The 16,064-nt window shown below is 72.8% G+C and carries 20 protein-coding genes; 17 read left to right on the top strand and 3 right to left on the bottom strand.

Annotated elements, in window-relative coordinates; translation table 11 throughout:
- The first annotated feature begins 7 nt into the window (after positions 1-7).
- From rpmG to rpmF, 5 genes are all read left to right on the top strand, one after another.
- A complete protein-coding gene (gene rpmG / locus SANBI_RS17865; protein ID WP_319157459.1) occupies positions 8-178 on the top strand; it encodes a 50S ribosomal protein L33 in 171 nt (56 codons plus the stop codon).
- Position 179: 1 nt separating this feature from the next.
- On the top strand, positions 180-485 hold the full coding sequence (gene rpsN / locus SANBI_RS17860) for a 30S ribosomal protein S14 (RefSeq protein WP_319157457.1): 306 nt from the start codon (positions 180-182) through the stop codon (positions 483-485).
- Positions 486-612: 127 nt separating this feature from the next.
- A complete protein-coding gene (locus SANBI_RS17855; protein ID WP_319157455.1) occupies positions 613-924 on the top strand; it encodes a type B 50S ribosomal protein L31 in 312 nt (103 codons plus the stop codon).
- A complete protein-coding gene (gene ykgO / locus SANBI_RS17850) occupies positions 921-1,043 on the top strand; it encodes a type B 50S ribosomal protein L36 (protein WP_012868600.1) in 123 nt (40 codons plus the stop codon). Before SANBI_RS17855 ends, ykgO begins: the two co-directional genes overlap by 4 nt.
- On the top strand, positions 1,043-1,228 hold the full coding sequence (gene rpmF, locus SANBI_RS17845; protein WP_319157453.1) for a 50S ribosomal protein L32: 186 nt from the start codon (positions 1,043-1,045) through the stop codon (positions 1,226-1,228). The genes ykgO and rpmF overlap by 1 nt, the downstream gene beginning before the upstream one ends.
- 96 nt (positions 1,229-1,324) lie before the next feature.
- On the opposite strand, the gene SANBI_RS17840 is transcribed toward rpmF, so the two are convergent.
- Positions 1,325-1,639, bottom strand: coding sequence for a helix-turn-helix domain-containing protein (locus SANBI_RS17840; RefSeq protein WP_319157451.1), 315 nt, complete (start codon positions 1,637-1,639; stop codon positions 1,325-1,327).
- Between the two features lie 79 nt (positions 1,640-1,718).
- Between SANBI_RS17840 and map the strand changes: the two genes are divergently transcribed.
- The 3 genes from map (at position 1,719) to SANBI_RS17825 (ending at position 3,995) form a co-directional block, all read left to right on the top strand.
- Positions 1,719-2,489: a type I methionyl aminopeptidase gene (map, locus tag SANBI_RS17835; protein ID WP_319157449.1), complete on the top strand. Its 771-nt coding sequence runs from the start codon at positions 1,719-1,721 to the stop codon at positions 2,487-2,489.
- Between the two features lie 148 nt (positions 2,490-2,637).
- Positions 2,638-3,135, top strand: coding sequence for a DoxX family protein (locus SANBI_RS17830; protein ID WP_319157447.1), 498 nt, complete (start codon positions 2,638-2,640; stop codon positions 3,133-3,135).
- Positions 3,136-3,257: 122 nt separating this feature from the next.
- Positions 3,258-3,995: a hypothetical protein gene (locus SANBI_RS17825; protein ID WP_319157445.1), complete on the top strand. Its 738-nt coding sequence runs from the start codon at positions 3,258-3,260 to the stop codon at positions 3,993-3,995.
- 107 nt (positions 3,996-4,102) lie between these two features.
- Here the strand turns inward: SANBI_RS17825 and SANBI_RS17820 are convergent, their stop codons facing one another.
- Entirely contained in the window at positions 4,103-5,140 is a 1,038-nt protein-coding gene (locus SANBI_RS17820; RefSeq protein ID WP_319157443.1) for a LacI family DNA-binding transcriptional regulator, read from the bottom strand.
- A 28-nt stretch (positions 5,141-5,168) separates the two neighbouring features.
- On the opposite strand from SANBI_RS17820, the gene SANBI_RS17815 reads away from it, so the two are divergent.
- The 4 genes from SANBI_RS17815 to SANBI_RS17800 all read left to right on the top strand — a co-directional run bounded on the left by SANBI_RS17815 (position 5,169) and on the right by SANBI_RS17800 (position 8,277).
- Positions 5,169-5,438, top strand: coding sequence for a LacI family DNA-binding transcriptional regulator (locus SANBI_RS17815; protein WP_319157441.1), 270 nt, complete (start codon positions 5,169-5,171; stop codon positions 5,436-5,438).
- Entirely contained in the window at positions 5,435-6,748 is a 1,314-nt protein-coding gene (locus SANBI_RS17810; RefSeq protein ID WP_319157439.1) for an MFS transporter, read from the top strand. Before SANBI_RS17815 ends, SANBI_RS17810 begins: the two co-directional genes overlap by 4 nt.
- A gap of 79 nt (positions 6,749-6,827) precedes the next feature.
- Complete coding sequence (locus SANBI_RS17805) at positions 6,828-7,295, top strand: ATP-binding protein (RefSeq protein ID WP_319157437.1); 468 nt, start codon at positions 6,828-6,830, stop codon at positions 7,293-7,295.
- 139 nt (positions 7,296-7,434) lie between these two features.
- Entirely contained in the window at positions 7,435-8,277 is an 843-nt protein-coding gene (locus SANBI_RS17800) for an AraC family transcriptional regulator (RefSeq protein ID WP_319157435.1), read from the top strand.
- A 42-nt stretch (positions 8,278-8,319) separates the two neighbouring features.
- On the opposite strand, the gene SANBI_RS17795 is transcribed toward SANBI_RS17800, so the two are convergent.
- A complete protein-coding gene (locus SANBI_RS17795) occupies positions 8,320-8,559 on the bottom strand; it encodes a hypothetical protein (protein WP_319157433.1) in 240 nt (79 codons plus the stop codon).
- 188 nt (positions 8,560-8,747) lie between these two features.
- Between SANBI_RS17795 and SANBI_RS17790 the strand changes: the two genes are divergently transcribed.
- The 5 genes from SANBI_RS17790 to SANBI_RS17770 are packed head-to-tail and all read left to right on the top strand — an operon-like array spanning position 8,748 to position 16,044.
- Positions 8,748-9,848, top strand: a complete 1,101-nt coding sequence (locus SANBI_RS17790; protein WP_319157431.1) for an ABC transporter substrate-binding protein — start codon at positions 8,748-8,750, stop codon at positions 9,846-9,848.
- Positions 9,845-11,062, top strand: coding sequence for a FecCD family ABC transporter permease (locus tag SANBI_RS17785; protein ID WP_319157429.1), 1,218 nt, complete (start codon positions 9,845-9,847; stop codon positions 11,060-11,062). Before SANBI_RS17790 ends, SANBI_RS17785 begins: the two co-directional genes overlap by 4 nt.
- Positions 11,059-12,207: a FecCD family ABC transporter permease gene (locus SANBI_RS17780; RefSeq protein ID WP_319157427.1), complete on the top strand. Its 1,149-nt coding sequence runs from the start codon at positions 11,059-11,061 to the stop codon at positions 12,205-12,207. The genes SANBI_RS17785 and SANBI_RS17780 overlap by 4 nt, the downstream gene beginning before the upstream one ends.
- Positions 12,204-14,123: an ABC transporter ATP-binding protein gene (locus SANBI_RS17775; RefSeq protein WP_319157425.1), complete on the top strand. Its 1,920-nt coding sequence runs from the start codon at positions 12,204-12,206 to the stop codon at positions 14,121-14,123. The genes SANBI_RS17780 and SANBI_RS17775 overlap by 4 nt, the downstream gene beginning before the upstream one ends.
- Complete coding sequence (locus tag SANBI_RS17770; protein WP_319157423.1) at positions 14,116-16,044, top strand: ABC transporter ATP-binding protein; 1,929 nt, start codon at positions 14,116-14,118, stop codon at positions 16,042-16,044. The genes SANBI_RS17775 and SANBI_RS17770 overlap by 8 nt, the downstream gene beginning before the upstream one ends.
- Positions 16,045-16,064: the final 20 nt, after the last annotated feature.

Raw genomic sequence — 16,064 nt, 5'->3', positions numbered from 1 at the left:
GCCCCCCATGGCAACCAGGCGTGCAGACCTCAGGCCCGTCATCAAGCTCCGCTCGACGGCAGGCACAGGCTTCACCTACGTGACGAAGAAGAACCGTCGCAACAGCCCGGACCGCCTCGTGCTGGCCAAGTACGACCCTGTCGTCCGCCGGCACGTCGACTTCCGCGAGGAGCGCTGACATGGCCAAGACCTCCAAGGTCGCCAAGGACGACCAGCGGCGCGTGGTCGTCGAGCGCTACGCCGAGCGTCGGGCCGAGCTCAAGAGGCTCATCGCCGCTCCAGGCACGGCCCCCGCCGAGCGGGCGGCCGCGGTCGACGAGCTCGCCCGCCAGCCCCGCGATGCGAGCGCCACCCGGCTGCGCAACCGCGACGTCGTCGACGGGCGGCCCCGCGGCTACAACCGCATCTTCGGCCTCTCGCGCATCAGGCTGCGCGAGATGGCGCACCGCGGCGAGCTCCCCGGAGTCACCAAGTCCAGCTGGTAGACGCCCCCGCCCGCCCTTGCTGGCACTTGCCGGTCTCCGCCGAGACCGCACCACCGCCGAGCCCCACCCGGAGGCTCGGCACCCACCTCGCTCAGGTCTGACCTCAGACCACCACAGGAGAACCACCATGAAGACCGGGATCCACCCCGACTACCACCCCGTGGTCTACCGAGACGCCTCGGCCGACTTCGCCTTCCTCACCCGCTCGACCGCGACCCCCGCGGCGACGGTCGTGTGGGAGGACGGGAACACCTACCCCGTCATCGACGTCGAGGTCTCGAGCGCGAGCCACCCCTTCTACACGGGCAACGCCCGCGTGGTCGACACAGCAGGTCGCGTCGAGAAGTTCCGCCGTCGCTACGGCCAGACGGCCCCGCAGGCTGAGCCCGTGCAGGCCGAGCCCGCGAAGACCGTCGCGCCCGGCGAGGCTGCCCGATGAAGGTCCGCGCGTCGCTGCGCTCGCTGAAGAACAAGGACGGCTCGATCGTCGTCAGGCGCCGCGGCAAGACCTACGTCATCAACAAGAAGAACCCGCGCTGGAAAGGCAGGCAGGGCTGATGGCCGTCCCGAAGCGGAAGATGTCACGCTCGAACACCCGCGCACGGCGCTCGCAGTGGAAGGCCACGCCCGTCGCGCTCGTGCCGATCCAGGTCGACGGGACGACCGTCGAGGTCCCGCGGGTCCTGGTCAAGGCCGTGCACCGCGGCCTCGTCGACCCGGAGACGCTCGCGCGCAGGTCCTGACGGGCGCGGGCGTCCGGCCCGCAGGTTGGTCAGGCCGCCCCGCCCGGCCCGGCGGCGCCGGCCGTCAGGAGGAGGGGCGTCGGGCCCAGCCATCCGTCAGGAGGCGACCCTGTCGTGGGGTCGGCGGAGGGCCCCGACGAGCTCATCCTCGCTGTCGTCTCTCGAGGGCACCGGCCTGATCTGGGCCCACACCTCGTCGAGAGACAGCCCGAGCACGTCGGCGATCGCGGCGATGGTCGGGAAGGCCGGGGTGGCGACCCGGCCGGACTCGATCTTGCGGAGGGTCTCGGGCGAGACGCGCGCGTCTAGTGCAGTCTGGAGCATCGAGCGCTCACCTCGTGCGCGGCGCAGCAGAGCGCCCAGGCGCTGCCCGCGCTCGATCTCGTCGGGGGTGAGCGGGAGTCTGACCATGGTCCCGATAGTAATACCGGGATGACATGGCCGGTATAGTTATTGGCGAACGCCGCTCACGACGCACGAAGGACACCCCATGATCGAGATCCTCACCCCCTCCGAGGTCGCCAAGGGGCGGGAGACCGGCGCCCTCGTCGGGCACATCCTGCACACCCTCAAGGGGCGCGCCGTGGTGGGCACCAACCTGCTGGACATCGACCGCTGGGCCAAGGAGATGATCCTCGGTGCGGGCGCCGTGTCCTGCTACGTCGACTACGCGCCGTCCTTCGGCCGTGGGCCCTTCGGCCACTACATCTGCACGGCGGTCAACGACGCCGTGCTGCACGGTCTGCCGCACGACTACACCCTCGCCGACGGCGACCTGCTCACCCTCGACCTCGCGGTGCTGCTCGACGGCATCGCCGCCGACGCCGCCATCAGCTTCGTCGTCGGCACGACCCAGCCTGCCGAGAGCCTCGCGCTCATCGACGCGACCGAGCGGGCCCTCGCCGCAGGCATCGCCGCCGCGAACCCCGGCGCACGCATCGGCGACATCTCCCACGCGATCGGCACGGTCCTCGAGGCGGCCGGCTACCCGGTCAACACAGAGTTCGGCGGGCACGGCATCGGCTCGACCATGCACCAGGACCCGCACGTGGTGAACTCCGGCCGCCCCGGCCGCGGCTTCACGCTGCGCCCTGGCCTGCTGCTCGCCCTCGAGCCGTGGGTGATGGCCGACACCGACGTGCTGGTCACGGACCCCGACGGCTGGACCCTGCGCAGCGCGACAGGTGCTCGCACGGCCCACACCGAGCACACCGTCGCGATCACCGAGGACGGCGCCGAGATCCTCACGCTGCCGCGGTAGGGCGTCAGGCTGGTCGGGGCAGGCACGAGCCCGTCCTGGCAGGTGCGGGTGGTCGGGGCAGCGTGCGGCGGTGCTGCGGCTGCCTCGGCCCGCGGCGGCGTCCGCCCACGAGCGGCGGGCTGCCCCGACCCGACCTAGTGTGAAGAGCATGCCCAAGCCGTTGCAGCTCGTCATCGCCGCCCGCGTCGTCCGCCGGCTCCGCCGCAGCCGCACAGCCGCGGCCGGGCAGGCTTCCGCGCCGCGCGGTCCCAGCCACCTCCCCGCGCTGTCCCTCGCGGCGACGCTCGCCGCGACAGGCGCGCTGCACCTGGCGAAGCCGGGTCCCTACGACCGGCTGATCCCCAAGGCCCTCGGCAAGCCCCGCCCGTGGACCATCGGCAGCGGCGTCGCCGAGCTCGTCTGCGCGGCCTCGCTCGTGCACCCCGCGACCCGCCGCATCGGGTCGCTCGCGACGGCCGGGCTCGTCGTCACGGTGTTCCCCGGGAACATCACCGCGGCGCTGAAGGCCCGCCGATCCCGCATCCGCTCGGGCGCCGAGCGTCCGGGTGCCCGCGAGATCGTCGCCTGGGCTCGTCTGCCCTTCCAGCTCCCGCTGCTCGCGTGGGCGCTGGCGGCCGGACGGTCGGCGGGACCTCGCGAGAGCTGAGCGTCCCCCCCCCGGGTGATAGACGACCGCACGCCGGTCGGCGTGGGCACGTCGGGCAGCCGTCCACAGGATCGTCGCACCGTGCCCGCCGGAACTCCGGCTCGGGTCGATATCTTCTGACCGTGACGACACCAGGGGGCGCAGCGCACGAGACCGACGACCGGCCGCCGAGACGACGGTGGGTCACCGGACCGCGGATCACCGCCGTCGTGCTCCTGCTGGTCGTCGTGACGATCATCGTGAGCGAGCGCCCACGGCCCGGGGTCTTCTACGACGTCGTCTGGGCCCGGGTCCAGGGCATAGGCGACCTGGTCGACTGGGGTAAGACCTTCGAGAACCGGCAGCTCGCGGCCGACCTGGCACGCGAGGCGGCCGGGTGGTCTGGTGTGAGACGGGTGGGGTGGCCGGACGTCCAGGGGGTCGACGGAGACATGGCTAGGTTGGACACCCAGGTGGCGACGTTCACCGTGGTCGTCGACCCCGAGGACGGATCGGTCGAGCAGCTGGCCCGGAAGGCCTTCGACCAGTCGCTGGCCGCCGCCGAGGCTGGTGTCCGCCTCGACGTGACGCTGCAGGTCGACGACGTCACTCTCGTCGTCTCGGACACGGCAGGCCGGGACCTCGACGAGGCGGTCGACATCGTCCAGGAGATCCGCGAGGACCCCAGGTTCGGGCAGGCGAGGGTCTCCCTGGCCTCCTTCCCGTCGGCCTTCGAGGACCCTGAGGCGTTCTTCTCCGTGACTGCTCGCACTGTCGAGGTGGACGACGTCGAGCACGCCGGAGCTGAGCTCTGCGACCACGTGGAGGCGGTGAGACCGGCGGCCCAGCGCTGCTTCGTCGGCGGACCGGGCAAGGGCTGACCTGCCCGGAGACTCGTCCGAGCCGTCCCCTCCCAGACCTGTCTATCCGACGTGCCTGACCGGCTGCTGGTCGCCCGCTCTCTGCAGGGTCCCGCTCTCTGCAGCCTCTACGCCGAACCTCGCGCCACGAGGTAGGGCTCGACGGTCCGCCTGGGTCGGCCTCCAGCCTCGGCTCCCGGCGCTGCTGCACCGTGCGGACCTCCGGTGTCCCGCTCGCGCGACGCCCGTGGCCTGTCACCTGTCAGCAGCGCATCCACGAGGTCCAAGGCCGCAGCGGCGATCACCCCGCGGTCTGTCGCGGCAGTCGTGAGCTCAGGCGTGACGAGGGCGCCGACGTCGAGGCCGTCCATCCCGACGACGGCGACGTCCTCGGGGACGCGCTTCCCGGCACGCGCCATCTCCTTCATCGCGCCGATGGCGAGCACGTCGTTGAAGGCGAGCACGGCGTCCAGGGCGATGCCGCGCCCGAGCAGCTGGGCCGCAGCGGCGATCCCGCCGTCGTGCGACTCCTCCACGCGGACCTCGGACTGCTCGGACCAGGGGAGGCCGGCCTCCGCGAGGAAGGCCCTGTAGGCGAGGCAGCGGGTCGAGGGCTCCGGACCGGAGTCGATCATCGCGATCGACCTCCGCCCTGTCGCGACGAGGTGGGCGAGCGCAGCGCGGACACCGGCCTCGTGGTCGATCCAGACCGTGGCGTCGCCGACGGTCTCGTCGGGGTTGTCGATCGAGACGAAGGGCACGCCGACGTCGGCCGTCGCACCCGCAGGCAGGCAGCCGACGAGCGCGTCGACACGGCGCAGGAGCGGTGAGAGCCGGGCGTCCCGGTCGGTCCCGTACCCCACGTCGCACAGGATGAGCCCCCACCCGCGGGCCGCGGCTGCGCGGCTCAGCTCGGAGGCGAGCTCGGCGTAGTAGGGGTTGCGCAGGCTCTCGACGAGCAGCCCGATCGTGGTCCCCGACCCCTTGACGAGGCTCTGTGCGGCACGGTTCGGCCTGTAGCCGAGGAGCTGCGCGGCTGCGACGACGCGTTCCCGCGTCGCCGGGGCGATGTCGGCCATGTCGTTGAGCGCCCGGGTGACGGTCTGGCGGGACACCCCGGCCTCGCGCGCGACGTCGAGGATGGTCGGCGTGCGGGGTGTGGTCACGTCCCCAGGGTAGTGCTAGCGTCGTCCCGTGAACGTTCACGGTGCGATGAAGCACGACGACGAGGAGACGATGATGGCCGACGAGACGGCACGGAAGGCGACGATCCGCGACGTCGCGGCCGCCGCCGGGGTCTCGGCCCAGACGGTGTCGAGGGTCATCAACTCCTCGACGCACGTGAACCCGGGGACACGAGCCCAGGTAGCGCGCGCCATCGCCGAGCTCGGTTTCACCCCTGACGTGGGTGCCCAGAACCTCGCCCGGCTCAAGCGCTCTGCCTCTGTAGGGTCGACCCCGTGAGCTCACGCACCGCCGCAGGGACCCGCCCCGCCCGTCCCCCCGTGCCCGAGACGGCCCGACGCGCACGTGTCGCCGTCGCCGTCCTCTTCTTCACCAACGGTGCGCTCTTCGCCAACCTGCTGCCCAGGTACCCCGAGATCAAGGCCGGCCTCGACCTCTCCAACGGGGGCTTCGGCGCGGCCGTCGCGGCCTTCCCGCTCGGGGCTCTCGTCGCAGGGCTCTCGGCAGGTGCGCTCATCCGGCGGTTCGGCTCGGCCCGCGTCGCCGTCGGGGCGACCCTCGTGGCGACCGTCGGGTTCGTGGGGGCCGGTGCCGCGTCGGTCTGGGCCGTGCTCGCCGCCGCGCTCTTCGTCGCGGGTGCGATGGACGCGATCACCGACGTCGCCCAGAACTCCCACGGGCTCAGGGTCCAGCGGCTGTACGGCCGGTCGATCCTCAACTCCTTCCACGCCGTGTGGAGCATGGGGGCCGTGATCGGCGGCATCATGGGCGCAGCCCTCGCCGAGGCAGGTCTGTCGACGACGGCCCACATGGTCGTGTCCTCGGTGGTCTTCGGCATCGCCGCGCTGCTGGCCTACAGGTGGCTGCTGCGCGGCCCGGAGCCCGGTCCCGAGCCTGACGAGGAGGTCGCCGCCGATGCAGCCGCCGTAGGTGCACTCGAGCCTGCGACCGACCAGCAGCCCCGCACCACCTCACGTGTCTCGCCGTCCTTCGTGCTCCGCTGGGGCACGCTCCTGGCCCTCACGGTCATCGCCGCATCGGGCGGCATCGTCGAGGACGCGGGCTCGTCGTGGGCCGCGATCTACCTCTCGGGGACCTTCGAGTCGACGGCCTTCGTCGCGAGCCTCGGGTTCATCGCGCTGCAGGGCATGCAGTTCGTCGGTCGGCTGCTGGGCGACGGGCTCGTCGACAGGTTTGGCCAGCGTGCCGTCGCCCGGTCGGGCGGGGCGATCGTCCTGGTCGGGACTGGCGCCGCGCTCGCCTGGCCCACCACGGTCGGCACGATCGTCGGCTTCGGGCTGGCGGGCTTCGGGGTCGCGACGCTCATCCCCGCGGCGATGGACGCCGCCGACAGGCTGCCAGGCTTCGCGCCGGGCACCGGGCTGACGATCGTCACGTGGCTGCTGCGCCTCGGCTTCCTCGCCTCGCCGCCGGTCGTCGGGGCTGTCGCCGATGCGAGCTCCCTGCGCGTCGGGCTCCTCGTGCTGCCCCTCTCCGGCCTCTTCGTGGTGGTCTTCGCCCAGGTGCTCTCGACACGGCGCCGCACGACCGAGGGCGCTTCCGCCACGGACGACACACCCCGGGACTGAGCGCGGCGAGGTGTGCTGGGCGCCACACCGTGGGATTATCGTGGGGCCCAGCCGAACTGTGTCCCGGAGGTCTCGCCCGATGGTCTTCGTCCCAGCAGCGCGCCCGCCACAGCACTACGAGCTCGTCCACGAGTGGACCCTCGAGTCCCCCTCGGACGTCAGCAGGCTGCGCTCGGAGATCGCCGAGCGCGCGATCGCGACGGGCGACTGGGACCCCGACGCACCCGAGGTCCTCGACAGGCTGGTCCTGGTCTGCAGCGAGCTGTCGTCCAACGCGCTGATCCACGCGCGCCCACCGGTGTGCGCGAGCCTGCAGGCGTCTCCGTCGAGGTTCCTCGTGGACGTCTCCGACGACGTCCTGGCGACCTCGCCCGTCCTGGCCCAGCAGCCTGAGGAGGGTGGCCTCGGGCTCGCGCTCACGTCAGCCCTCGCCTCGTCGTCGGGCTGGTACGTCGAGGGTGGCCGCAAGCACGTGTGGGCGACCTTCATCAAGCGGGCCGGTGCCGCTCGCGCTCCGGTCGGGAAGGTCGACGTCAGCCGGCTCTGACCGCGCCCGATCTCGTCCGGCGCCCCCCGACCCCTGCACACCGTCGGCGCCGCGCTCTCCGCCTGCGGACTGTGCTCCGGGTGAGCGTGCGCCGGCGCTAGGTTGGTCTGATGGCACCCCAGGACAGTCTGCGACGCGCATGAGCTCGTACCGTCAGGCCGACTGGGACGCGGCGGTCGTGCACCCGTCGACCGTCAGGCCGCCGTACCTCATGAGCACGGGCGTCGTGGTCGCCGACCAGGGTGCCTCGCGGCCGCTCGCCTCGCCGCACAGCCACCCCGAGGCGATGCTCGCGTGGTGCTACCGCGGGACGGTGTGGGTGTACCTGCAGGACGCGGCCTGGCGCCTCGCCCCGGGGCAGGGCATCTGGGTCCCGCCGAGCACCCCGCACACCTCGCGCCACGAGCGCGGGTCGACAGGGTGCTACACCTACCTGCCCGACCAGGCGCTGGCCGCGCCCGTCACCGAGATCAGCCGGGTCCTGGTCCCGCGCGCCGTCCAGGAGATGCTGCTGCACCTGGGGTCCGACGACATGGACGACGGCCTGCGGGTCCGCATCCAGTCGGTCCTCGTCGAGATGCTCCAGCAGCCGTCGCAGACCGCCGCCGACGGGTGGGGTGAGGTCCCGCTCCCGACGGACGACCGCGTGGCGGTCCTCGTCCAGGCGGTGCTCGCCGACCCCGGGGACACGCGCAGCGCCCGCGAGCTCTTCGACGCGCACGGCCTGCACGAGCGGACCGTCCTGCGGGTGTTCCAGCGCGACATCGGCACGAGCTTCGCCCGGTGGCGCACCGGGGTGCGCCTGACCCAGGCGGCGCGGCTGATCGTCGACGGCACCCCCGTCGGGGTCGCCGCGCACAGGTCCGGCTACGCCACGACGAGCGCCTTCTCGGCGGCGTTCAAGGAGCGCTTCGGCCTGACCCCGCGCCAGCACGTCGCCCGCGTGCAGGCAGACCCGGCGCACCACCTGTACTGGCGCTGAGCGAGGGAGCGGGCTGAGGTCCACGTCGCAGGTGAGGCGGGCTCACGCCGCGGTCAGGGTCCGGACCAGGAGCGGGACGAAGAAGGCCGCGAAGAGTGCGACGAAGGCCCAGTCGGTGAACCCGAGGTCCTTGACGACCATCCGGAGCCTCCCGCTCCACGTCGCGGGCTCCGCGCCGTCGGCTCGTGCTCGCGCGAGCGTCTGCCGCCAGGAGCCTGCGGCGACAGCCCAGGCGAGCACGACGAGCACTGCCCACTGTGCTGGCAGCGGCCAAGAACCCATCGTCTGTCCTCTTCCGGTTCCGGGGGCGTGCCTCTGTGTCGGAGACGCGACACAAGTCGTCGGCCTGGCGACACTTGGCGCACCAAGACCGCCCTAGCATCATCCTTGTTAGGTGAGGGTTACCTAACCACGGCGGCGACGTCGCCTCTCGACGTCGCGCCACCCTCCCACTCTTTGCAAGGAGAACCATGCTGCACGCTCTCGCGCGCCCGAAGACCACCCAGGGGCGCCACGCGTCACGGGCGTCTGGGCTCGTCGCCCTGGCCCTCGCCGCCGCCGTCACGCTGGCGGGCTGCGGCACCGCCGGTGCCGACGCCGCGTCGTCCGACGCACCGGCGACCACGGCCGCCGCCACGACCGACGGGGTCGTCGTCGAGCATGCCCACGGGTCGACGACCATCGCCGAGAAGCCCGAGCGGATCGTCGCGCTCGGCTGGATGACCCCGGACATCGTGGCGGCCCTCGGGGTCAACCCGGTCGGGATCGAGAAGGTCTGGGGTGCCGGCGAGAGCGGCTTCCAGCCGTGGTTCGAGGAGTTCGTGACCGCTGAGTTCGGCGAGATGCCCGAGATCATCCCCTACACGGACGACGGCCCGAACTACGAGGCCATCAAGGCCCTCGAGCCCGACCTCATCCTCGGCCTGTACACGGGCATCTCGGACGTCGAGTACGAGCGGCTGACCGAGATCGCCCCGACGGTGCCGTACATCGAGCGCGCCTGGGACCCGAGCACCTGGCAGGACATGACCCGCACCGTCGGCAAGGCGATGTGGGCCGACGAGAAGGCTGAAGAGCTCGTCGCCGAGACGGAGGGCGACATCGCCGCACTCGCCGACGAGCACCCCGAGTTCGACGGCAAGACCTTCGTCTGGGGCCTCACCCTCAACGAGGGCGGGACCGACCTCGGCGTCTACCTGGAGTACGACCCCCGCGTGCGCATCACCGAGGCGCTCGGCTTCACCTCGACCTCCGCGATGGACGACTTCCTCTCGACCGCCGAGGGCGACAACTGGTACACCGGCGTGAGCCTCGAGAACCTCTACGACGTCCAGGCCGACCTCTTCGTGGCCTGGGGGGCCAACGCCGCCGAGGGGACGTACACCGTCGAGAACCCGATCGTCTCCCGCTGGGAGCCGATCGCGGCCGACTCGTACGTGATCTACGGCGACGAGGCGAACGCCTCGGCGATCAGCGCACCGACGGTCCTCTCGCTCGACTACGTGCTGCCCACCTACGTCGACGACCTCGCAGCCGCCCTGCAGGGTGAGCCGACAGTCTCGGGCAAGTGACACCTGGTCTGCACGCACCGTCCCCGTCCTCGGCCCAGCCGGGGGCGGGCGGCGGTGCCGCTGTCTCGACCAGCCTGACGGGCACTGCGACGGCCGGCGCTGGGTCGACCGGCGACGCGCGCGTCCTGGTGACGCCCGACCCCGTGACCCCCGACCCCGTGACCCCTGGCCCGGTGACCACCGACCCCGCAGCCCGCCGCAGCCACGTCCAGCGCCGCACCGCCGTGCTCGGCGTCGGGCTGCTCGTCACCGCCGTGGTGCTGGTCCTCGCCGTGATCACGTCGCTCGCCGTCGGTGCGCGCGCGATCGACCCCACGACAGTCGTGCGCGCCCTCGTCTCCTACGACGACACCGACGCTCTGCACCTCATGGTCCGTGAGCTCCGCGTCCCCCGGACCGTGCTCGCGGTCGTCGTGGGCGCGGCCCTCGCCGTCTGCGGGGCGCTCATCCAGGCCTTCACGCGCAACCCTCTCGCCGACCCGGGCATCCTCGGGGTCAACGCGGGCGCCTCTCTCGCGGTGACCTTCGCCGTGGCTGTCCTCGGGCTCACGACGCCCGGCGCCTACGTGCCCTTCGCGTTGCTCGGGGCGCTCACGCTCACGGTCCTCGTCTACGTCCTCGGGTCCTTCGGGCTCTCCGGTGCGACACCCATGAAGCTCACGCTCGCGGGGGTCGCCCTCGGCGCGACGTGCACAGGCTTCACCACGGCGCTCGTGCTGCACGACCGCTCGACATTGCAGGTCATGAGGTTCTGGAGCGTCGGGTCCGTCGGCGGACACACCCTCGACCAGCTCGCCTGGGCGATCCCCCTGATCGCCGCGGGACTCGTCCTCGCGCTCGTGTCCGCCCGCTCCCTCAACGCCCTCGCCCTCGGTGACGACCTCGCCCAGTCGCTCGGCACCCGGGTCGCCACGACCCGGGTGGTCGTCATCGTCGCGGTGACCCTCCTCGCGGGGACCAGCGTCGCGGCGGCCGGCCCGATCGCCTTCGTCGGCATCATGATCCCGCACACGGTGCGCTGGTTCACAGGCCCTGACCAGCGCTGGGTCCTGCTCTACTCCATGCTCGTCGGCCCGACCTTCCTGCTGCTCGCCGACGTCCTCGGACGTGTCGTGCTGCCGACCGGCGAGCTCCGCGTCGGCATCGTCACCGGGCTCCTCGGCGCGCCGGTCCTCGTCGCGCTCGTACGCCGCAGGCAGGTGAGCGGGCTGTGAGCGCACCGCACGAGACCGCTGGGCGCACGGCCGCCGATCACACGACCGCTGACCGCGCGGCCGCCGGCCGCAAGCCTTCCGCCCGTCCGGCCACCGACTTCCCGACCGTCGACTTCGGTCGCCGTCTGCTGCGCCTCGACACCCGGCGCCTCGGGCTCCTCGTCCCGGTCCGCACCCTCGTCGTCTGCGCCGTGCTGGTCGTCGTGATCCTCGTCGTCGGGGTCGCCTCCATGACCATCGGTGCCTACGACCTCGGCCTCGGTGCCGTGCTCCGCGCCGTCGTCGACCCCGCCTCTGACCCCGACGCCCGGCAGGTGGTCGTCGAGTGGCGCCTCCCGCGGGTGCTCTTCGCGGTGCTCTGCGGCGCGGCTCTCGCGCTCTCGGGCGGGATCTTCCAGTCGCTGACCCGCAACCCGCTCGGGTCGCCGGACATCATCGGCTTCGGTGTCGGGGCCCAGTTCGGCGTGACCCTCGTGATGATCGTCCTGGGGCACAACACCTACGGCTACAAGGCTGCCGGTGCGATCGTCGGTGGGCTCGTCACGGCGCTGCTCGTCTACGCCCTCGCGACCAAGGGGACGCTGTCCTCGTTCAGGCTCATCATCGTCGGGATCGGCGTCTCGGCGGGGCTCGGCTCCCTCACGTCGTGGATCCTCGTGTCGGTCAGCGTCGAGCAGGCCATGATGGCCGCCACCTGGGGGGCCGGCTCCCTCGCCTCCCTCGGCTTCGACCAGCTGGTCCCGGCCGCCGTGGTGCTCGGCGTGACGGTGCTCGTCGCTGTGCCGCTCCACCGCACGCTGCCCGTCCTCGAGATGGGCGACGACGCCGCGACGGCCCTCGGCATCTCCCCGGGACGGACCCGCTTCGCGGCGATGATCGTCGGGGTCATGCTCGTCGCCCTGGTCACCGCTGCGGCCGGGCCGATCTCCTTCATCGCGCTCGCCGCCCCGCAGATCTGCCAGCGCCTGACCCGGTCGAGCACCCCGATGGCGACGACCTCGGTCATGCTCACCGGGGCCGCGCTCGTGGTGGTCTCCGACGCGACGGCCCAGCTGCTGTCGGTCCAGGTCGGCGTGGTCACGGTCTCCGTCGGCGGTCTCTACCTCGCCTGGCTGCTCGCCCGGCAGTACAGGAACCGCACATGAGCCCGGCACCCGACTCTGCCCCCGGCCTCGACCCCCGCGGCACGCGCGGCTCCGTGCCCAGCCAGGCGCCGGGCTCCGCGCCGCGAACCGCGCCCCGACCCACCAGCCCGCGCCGGCTCTTCGGTCTCGCCCTCGTCGCCGACGGGCGCGGCGGTGCGCTCGCCGCGGCGACAGCTCTGCTCGTCGTGCACGCCCTCGCCGAGGCTGCCGTCCCCGTGATGATCGGGGCGACCGTCGACCGCGCCGTCCTGCCCGGTGACCCGGCCGCTCTGGCCACCTGGCTCGGTGCGCTCGTCGGAGTGTTCGTGGTCCTGACGGTCAGCTATCAGTCGGCCTCCCGACTCATGGTCTCCGTCTACGGCTACGGGGAGCAGTCGCTGCGCCACCTCGCGCTCAGCAGGATCCTGCGCCCGCGGCTCTCGGCCCACAGGCTGACCCCCGGAGAGACCCTCACCTACGTCACCTCCGACACCTACCGTGTAGCGGGGGTGGCCTGGTCGGTCGCCCAGCAGTGCGCGACCCTCGCGTCGATCGTCGGTGCGAGCCTGGTCATGCTCGCCTTCTCGCCTGTCGCCACGGCTGTCGTCCTGGTGTCGACTCTTCTCACGCTGGTCGTCATGCGCGTGGTCTCCCGACCGATCGAGCGCCGCGGGTACGCCGAGCAGCGCGCTGCGACCGAGGCCGGGGCCGTCGCCGCGGACTTCATGAGCGGGTTCCGGGTGCTCGTGGGCATCGGGGCGCGCGACGAGGCCGTGCGCCGGTACGTCGCCGCGAGCGGTGCCTCCAGGGTCGCCGCGACGGCGGCTGGCCGCTCGCTCGCCGGGTACGAGGCCGTGAGCGCCACCATCGCCGCCGGGACGACCACGGTCCTCGCAGGCGCGGCGGCGTGGCTCGCCGCCGACGGGCAGATCTCGGTCGGTGAGCTCGTGACGGTCCTCGGGCTCGCGCAGCTGGTCGGCGGCGACCTGGCGTACGCCGGTTCCTTCCCGGCGAGCTGGGTCCACAAGATCGCCTCGGCCCGCCGTCTCGCGCGGCTGGTCGACGCCGCCGACCTGGTCGACGCCTCGGGCCCTGTGGTGTCAGGGGACGTGACGGGACGCTCGGACGCGCAGGGTCTGGTGGGCGACGACAGTCCTGACGTCGACAGCCGTGACATCGCCCGCCTGGACGGCGACGGCTGCGCTGACGACGACAGTCCTGACGACGACGTGGTGCTCACCTTCCGCACGGGTGCGGGTACCGGCCTGGGCAACAGTGCCAGCACCAGCGCAGTGCACCTGCGCCGAGGCGAGATGCTCGGTGTCAGGCCCCCGGACAGCGGCTCGGCCCGCGAGCTCTCCAGGGTCCTCGGTCTCCGCTCCCCGGTCGCGCGCGGCGACGTGACGGTCCGCGTCGACGGCACGCAGGTCGACGCGCTCGACCTCGACCCGCTCGACTACCGCCGACGGGTGGTGTCCTTCCCGCACCGCCACACCATCGCGAGCGGCACGCTCCGCGAGGCCGTGAGCGGCCAGGGGTCTGGTGTCCTCCCGGACCTCGACCTCGTCGACGCCGCCGCCCTCCACGACACCGTCCTCGAGGCCGGGGGCTGGGAAGCCCAGGTCGGCGAGGGGGGCAGGCGGCTCTCGGGAGGGCAGCGCCAGCGGATCGGCGTGGCCCGCGCCCTCCACACAGCCGCGGACGTCCTGGTCCTCGACGAGCCGACCTCTGCCGTCGACACGGTCACCGAGGCACGCGTCGCCCAGGCCCTCGTCCGCCAGGGACGGACTCTCGTGGTGGTCAGCACCTCTCCGGTGCTCCTCGGCGCCTGCGACAGGGTCGTAGACCTCGAGCCGAGCTCGGAGCAGACCACTCACCGCGACCCGGCCGCCGCCCCCGCCCCCCTGACCCGAGAGACGAGCGTCGAGCATGGCTGACCGTCCCGCCGCACCCCTGCCCGCAGCATCTCAGCCCGCAGCGACTCGACCCACCGAGACCGCGCCCTCCGGAGCCCGGGCGAGCGCGACGACCCTCCCCGTCGCCGCACCCGCCCAGGTCCGCGCCGTGGTGCTCGACGCGGTCCGGCTCCGTCGCGGGCGGGCCGCAGCTGTCGCGGTGCTGTTCCTCCTCGCCTCGGCGGCCGGGCTCGTGGTCCCCGCCTGCCTCGGCGCGATCGTCGACGGCGTCACGGACGGCGCCGGCGTCCCGGTGCTCCTGCGCTGGGTGGCCGGAGCGGCGCTCGGCTCTCTCGGTGCCGCAGGGGCAGCCCTCGCGGGCGCGCGGGTGCTGACGGGCCTCGTCCAGGACGTCCTCGCGAGCCTGCGGGAGGACGTCTTCGCCTCGGCCATGCGCCTGCCCGTGGGGGTGGTCGACGACGGCGAGACCTCCGACCTGCTGTCCAGGGTCACCGGCGACGTCGACGCCGTGGCCGAGGCGGGCGGGGACGTCGCACCGACCCTGCTGTCGGCGGGCTTCGCCGTGGTGGTCTCGGTCGGTGCGCTCACGGCGATCGACCCGTGGCTGGCGCTCGCGGGCCTGTCGTGCGCCCCCTGCTACGTGGTCGGGGCGCGGGCGTTCCTGCGGCGGTCGAGGATCGTCTTCGGCGAGGTCAGGGTCCGCGAGGCGGCCCGCAGCCAAGCAGTCCTGGAGGCTGTCGAGGGCATGGAGACCGTGACGGCTCTCGGGGAGCAGGAGCAGGCGCTCGCCCGGGTGCGCCGCCGTGCCGAGGACTCGATCCGTGGGCAGGTCGAGGGGGTGCGGCTGCGGAACAGGCTGTTCCGGTGGATCAACGGGGGCGAGGCGCTCGGTCTCGTGGCGATCCTCGCGACAGGCTTCGTGCTGTCCTCGGCAGGCTCCGTGAGCGTGGGGATGGTGACCACCGCGGCGCTCGTGTTCCACAGGTTGTTCGGACCTGTCGGGCAGCTGATCTTCGGTCTCGACGACATCCAGCGGGCGGCGATCGGCCTGGCACGCCTCGTCGGCGTGATCGAGGCGGCCGCAGACGTCCCCGCGGCCCGGCAGGTCTCAGCAGATGCCGAGACCTCGCGTCAGCGTCCCCCGGGCGAGCGCCGACCGACAGGGGTCGAGCTGCGCGACGTGACCTTCCGCTACCCGACGAGCGGACGCGGCGTCAGCGGCGTGACCCTGCTCGTGCACCCGGGGACGGCTGTCGCCCTGGTGGGCACCTCGGGGTCGGGCAAGAGCACGATCGCCCGCGTGGTCGCCGGCCACCACGAGCCGAGCTCGGGGACCGTCGCCTTCGACCACCCGACGACGCCGTACTACGTCTCGCAAGAGCTCCACGCCTTCCGCGGCAGCATCGGTGACTCGCTCCGGCTGGCTGCCCCCGAGGCCGGTGACGACGAGGTCGTCGCCGCGCTCCTCGCCGCCGGTGCGGACTGGGCGGTGCCGACGGTCGTCGCAGAGAGCGAGAGCGAGCGCGCCGACGAGAACGCCAGTGCGGACGACGCGGGCGGGCTCAGCGCCCCAGGGGCCGGTGCAGCCCCACAGGGGACAGCGCCCCTCGACGAAGGGCGCATCCAGCAGCTGGCGATCGCCCGGGCGATCCTCGCGGACCCTGAGGTGGTGATCCTCGACGAGGCGACGGCCGACGTCGGCCTGCAGCACCGCGCAGCCGTCGAGGCGGCAGTCACGGCGCTGCGGCGCGACAGGACGGTGATCTTCGTGGCGCACAGGCTGCAGCAGGTCGTGACCGCGGACCTCGTCGTGGTGGTCGCCGACGGGAGGGTGGTCCAGCAGGGCACGCACGACGAGCTCCTGCGGTCCGAGGGCGCCTACAGCGACTTCTGGCAGGCGTCTGCGGAGCCGCTCGTCGCGGAGACGTCCGCGCCCCGCTGATGAGGCGCGGACGTCCCGCT

This window comes from Sanguibacter biliveldensis, from assembly GCF_033798665.1.
Lineage (GTDB): Bacteria > Actinomycetota > Actinomycetes > Actinomycetales > Cellulomonadaceae > Sanguibacter > Sanguibacter inulinus.
The sequence above is the reverse complement of the archived record's forward strand: the minus strand, read 5'-3'. Positions and strand labels throughout refer to the sequence as shown.

Coding starts and splice junctions, on each gene's coding strand:
- rpmG (WP_319157459.1), top strand. CDS start 8: ATGGCAACCAGGCGTGCAGACCTCAGGCCCGTCATCAAGCTCCGCTCG.
- rpsN (WP_319157457.1), top strand. CDS start 180: ATGGCCAAGACCTCCAAGGTCGCCAAGGACGACCAGCGGCGCGTGGTC.
- SANBI_RS17855 (WP_319157455.1), top strand. CDS start 613: ATGAAGACCGGGATCCACCCCGACTACCACCCCGTGGTCTACCGAGAC.
- ykgO (WP_012868600.1), top strand. CDS start 921: ATGAAGGTCCGCGCGTCGCTGCGCTCGCTGAAGAACAAGGACGGCTCG.
- rpmF (WP_319157453.1), top strand. CDS start 1,043: ATGGCCGTCCCGAAGCGGAAGATGTCACGCTCGAACACCCGCGCACGG.
- SANBI_RS17840 (WP_319157451.1), bottom strand. CDS start 1,639: ATGGTCAGACTCCCGCTCACCCCCGACGAGATCGAGCGCGGGCAGCGC.
- map (WP_319157449.1), top strand. CDS start 1,719: ATGATCGAGATCCTCACCCCCTCCGAGGTCGCCAAGGGGCGGGAGACC.
- SANBI_RS17830 (WP_319157447.1), top strand. CDS start 2,638: ATGCCCAAGCCGTTGCAGCTCGTCATCGCCGCCCGCGTCGTCCGCCGG.
- SANBI_RS17805 (WP_319157437.1), top strand. CDS start 6,828: ATGGTCTTCGTCCCAGCAGCGCGCCCGCCACAGCACTACGAGCTCGTC.
- SANBI_RS17800 (WP_319157435.1), top strand. CDS start 7,435: ATGAGCTCGTACCGTCAGGCCGACTGGGACGCGGCGGTCGTGCACCCG.
- SANBI_RS17795 (WP_319157433.1), bottom strand. CDS start 8,559: ATGGGTTCTTGGCCGCTGCCAGCACAGTGGGCAGTGCTCGTCGTGCTC.
- SANBI_RS17790 (WP_319157431.1), top strand. CDS start 8,748: ATGCTGCACGCTCTCGCGCGCCCGAAGACCACCCAGGGGCGCCACGCG.
- SANBI_RS17775 (WP_319157425.1), top strand. CDS start 12,204: ATGAGCCCGGCACCCGACTCTGCCCCCGGCCTCGACCCCCGCGGCACG.
- SANBI_RS17770 (WP_319157423.1), top strand. CDS start 14,116: ATGGCTGACCGTCCCGCCGCACCCCTGCCCGCAGCATCTCAGCCCGCA.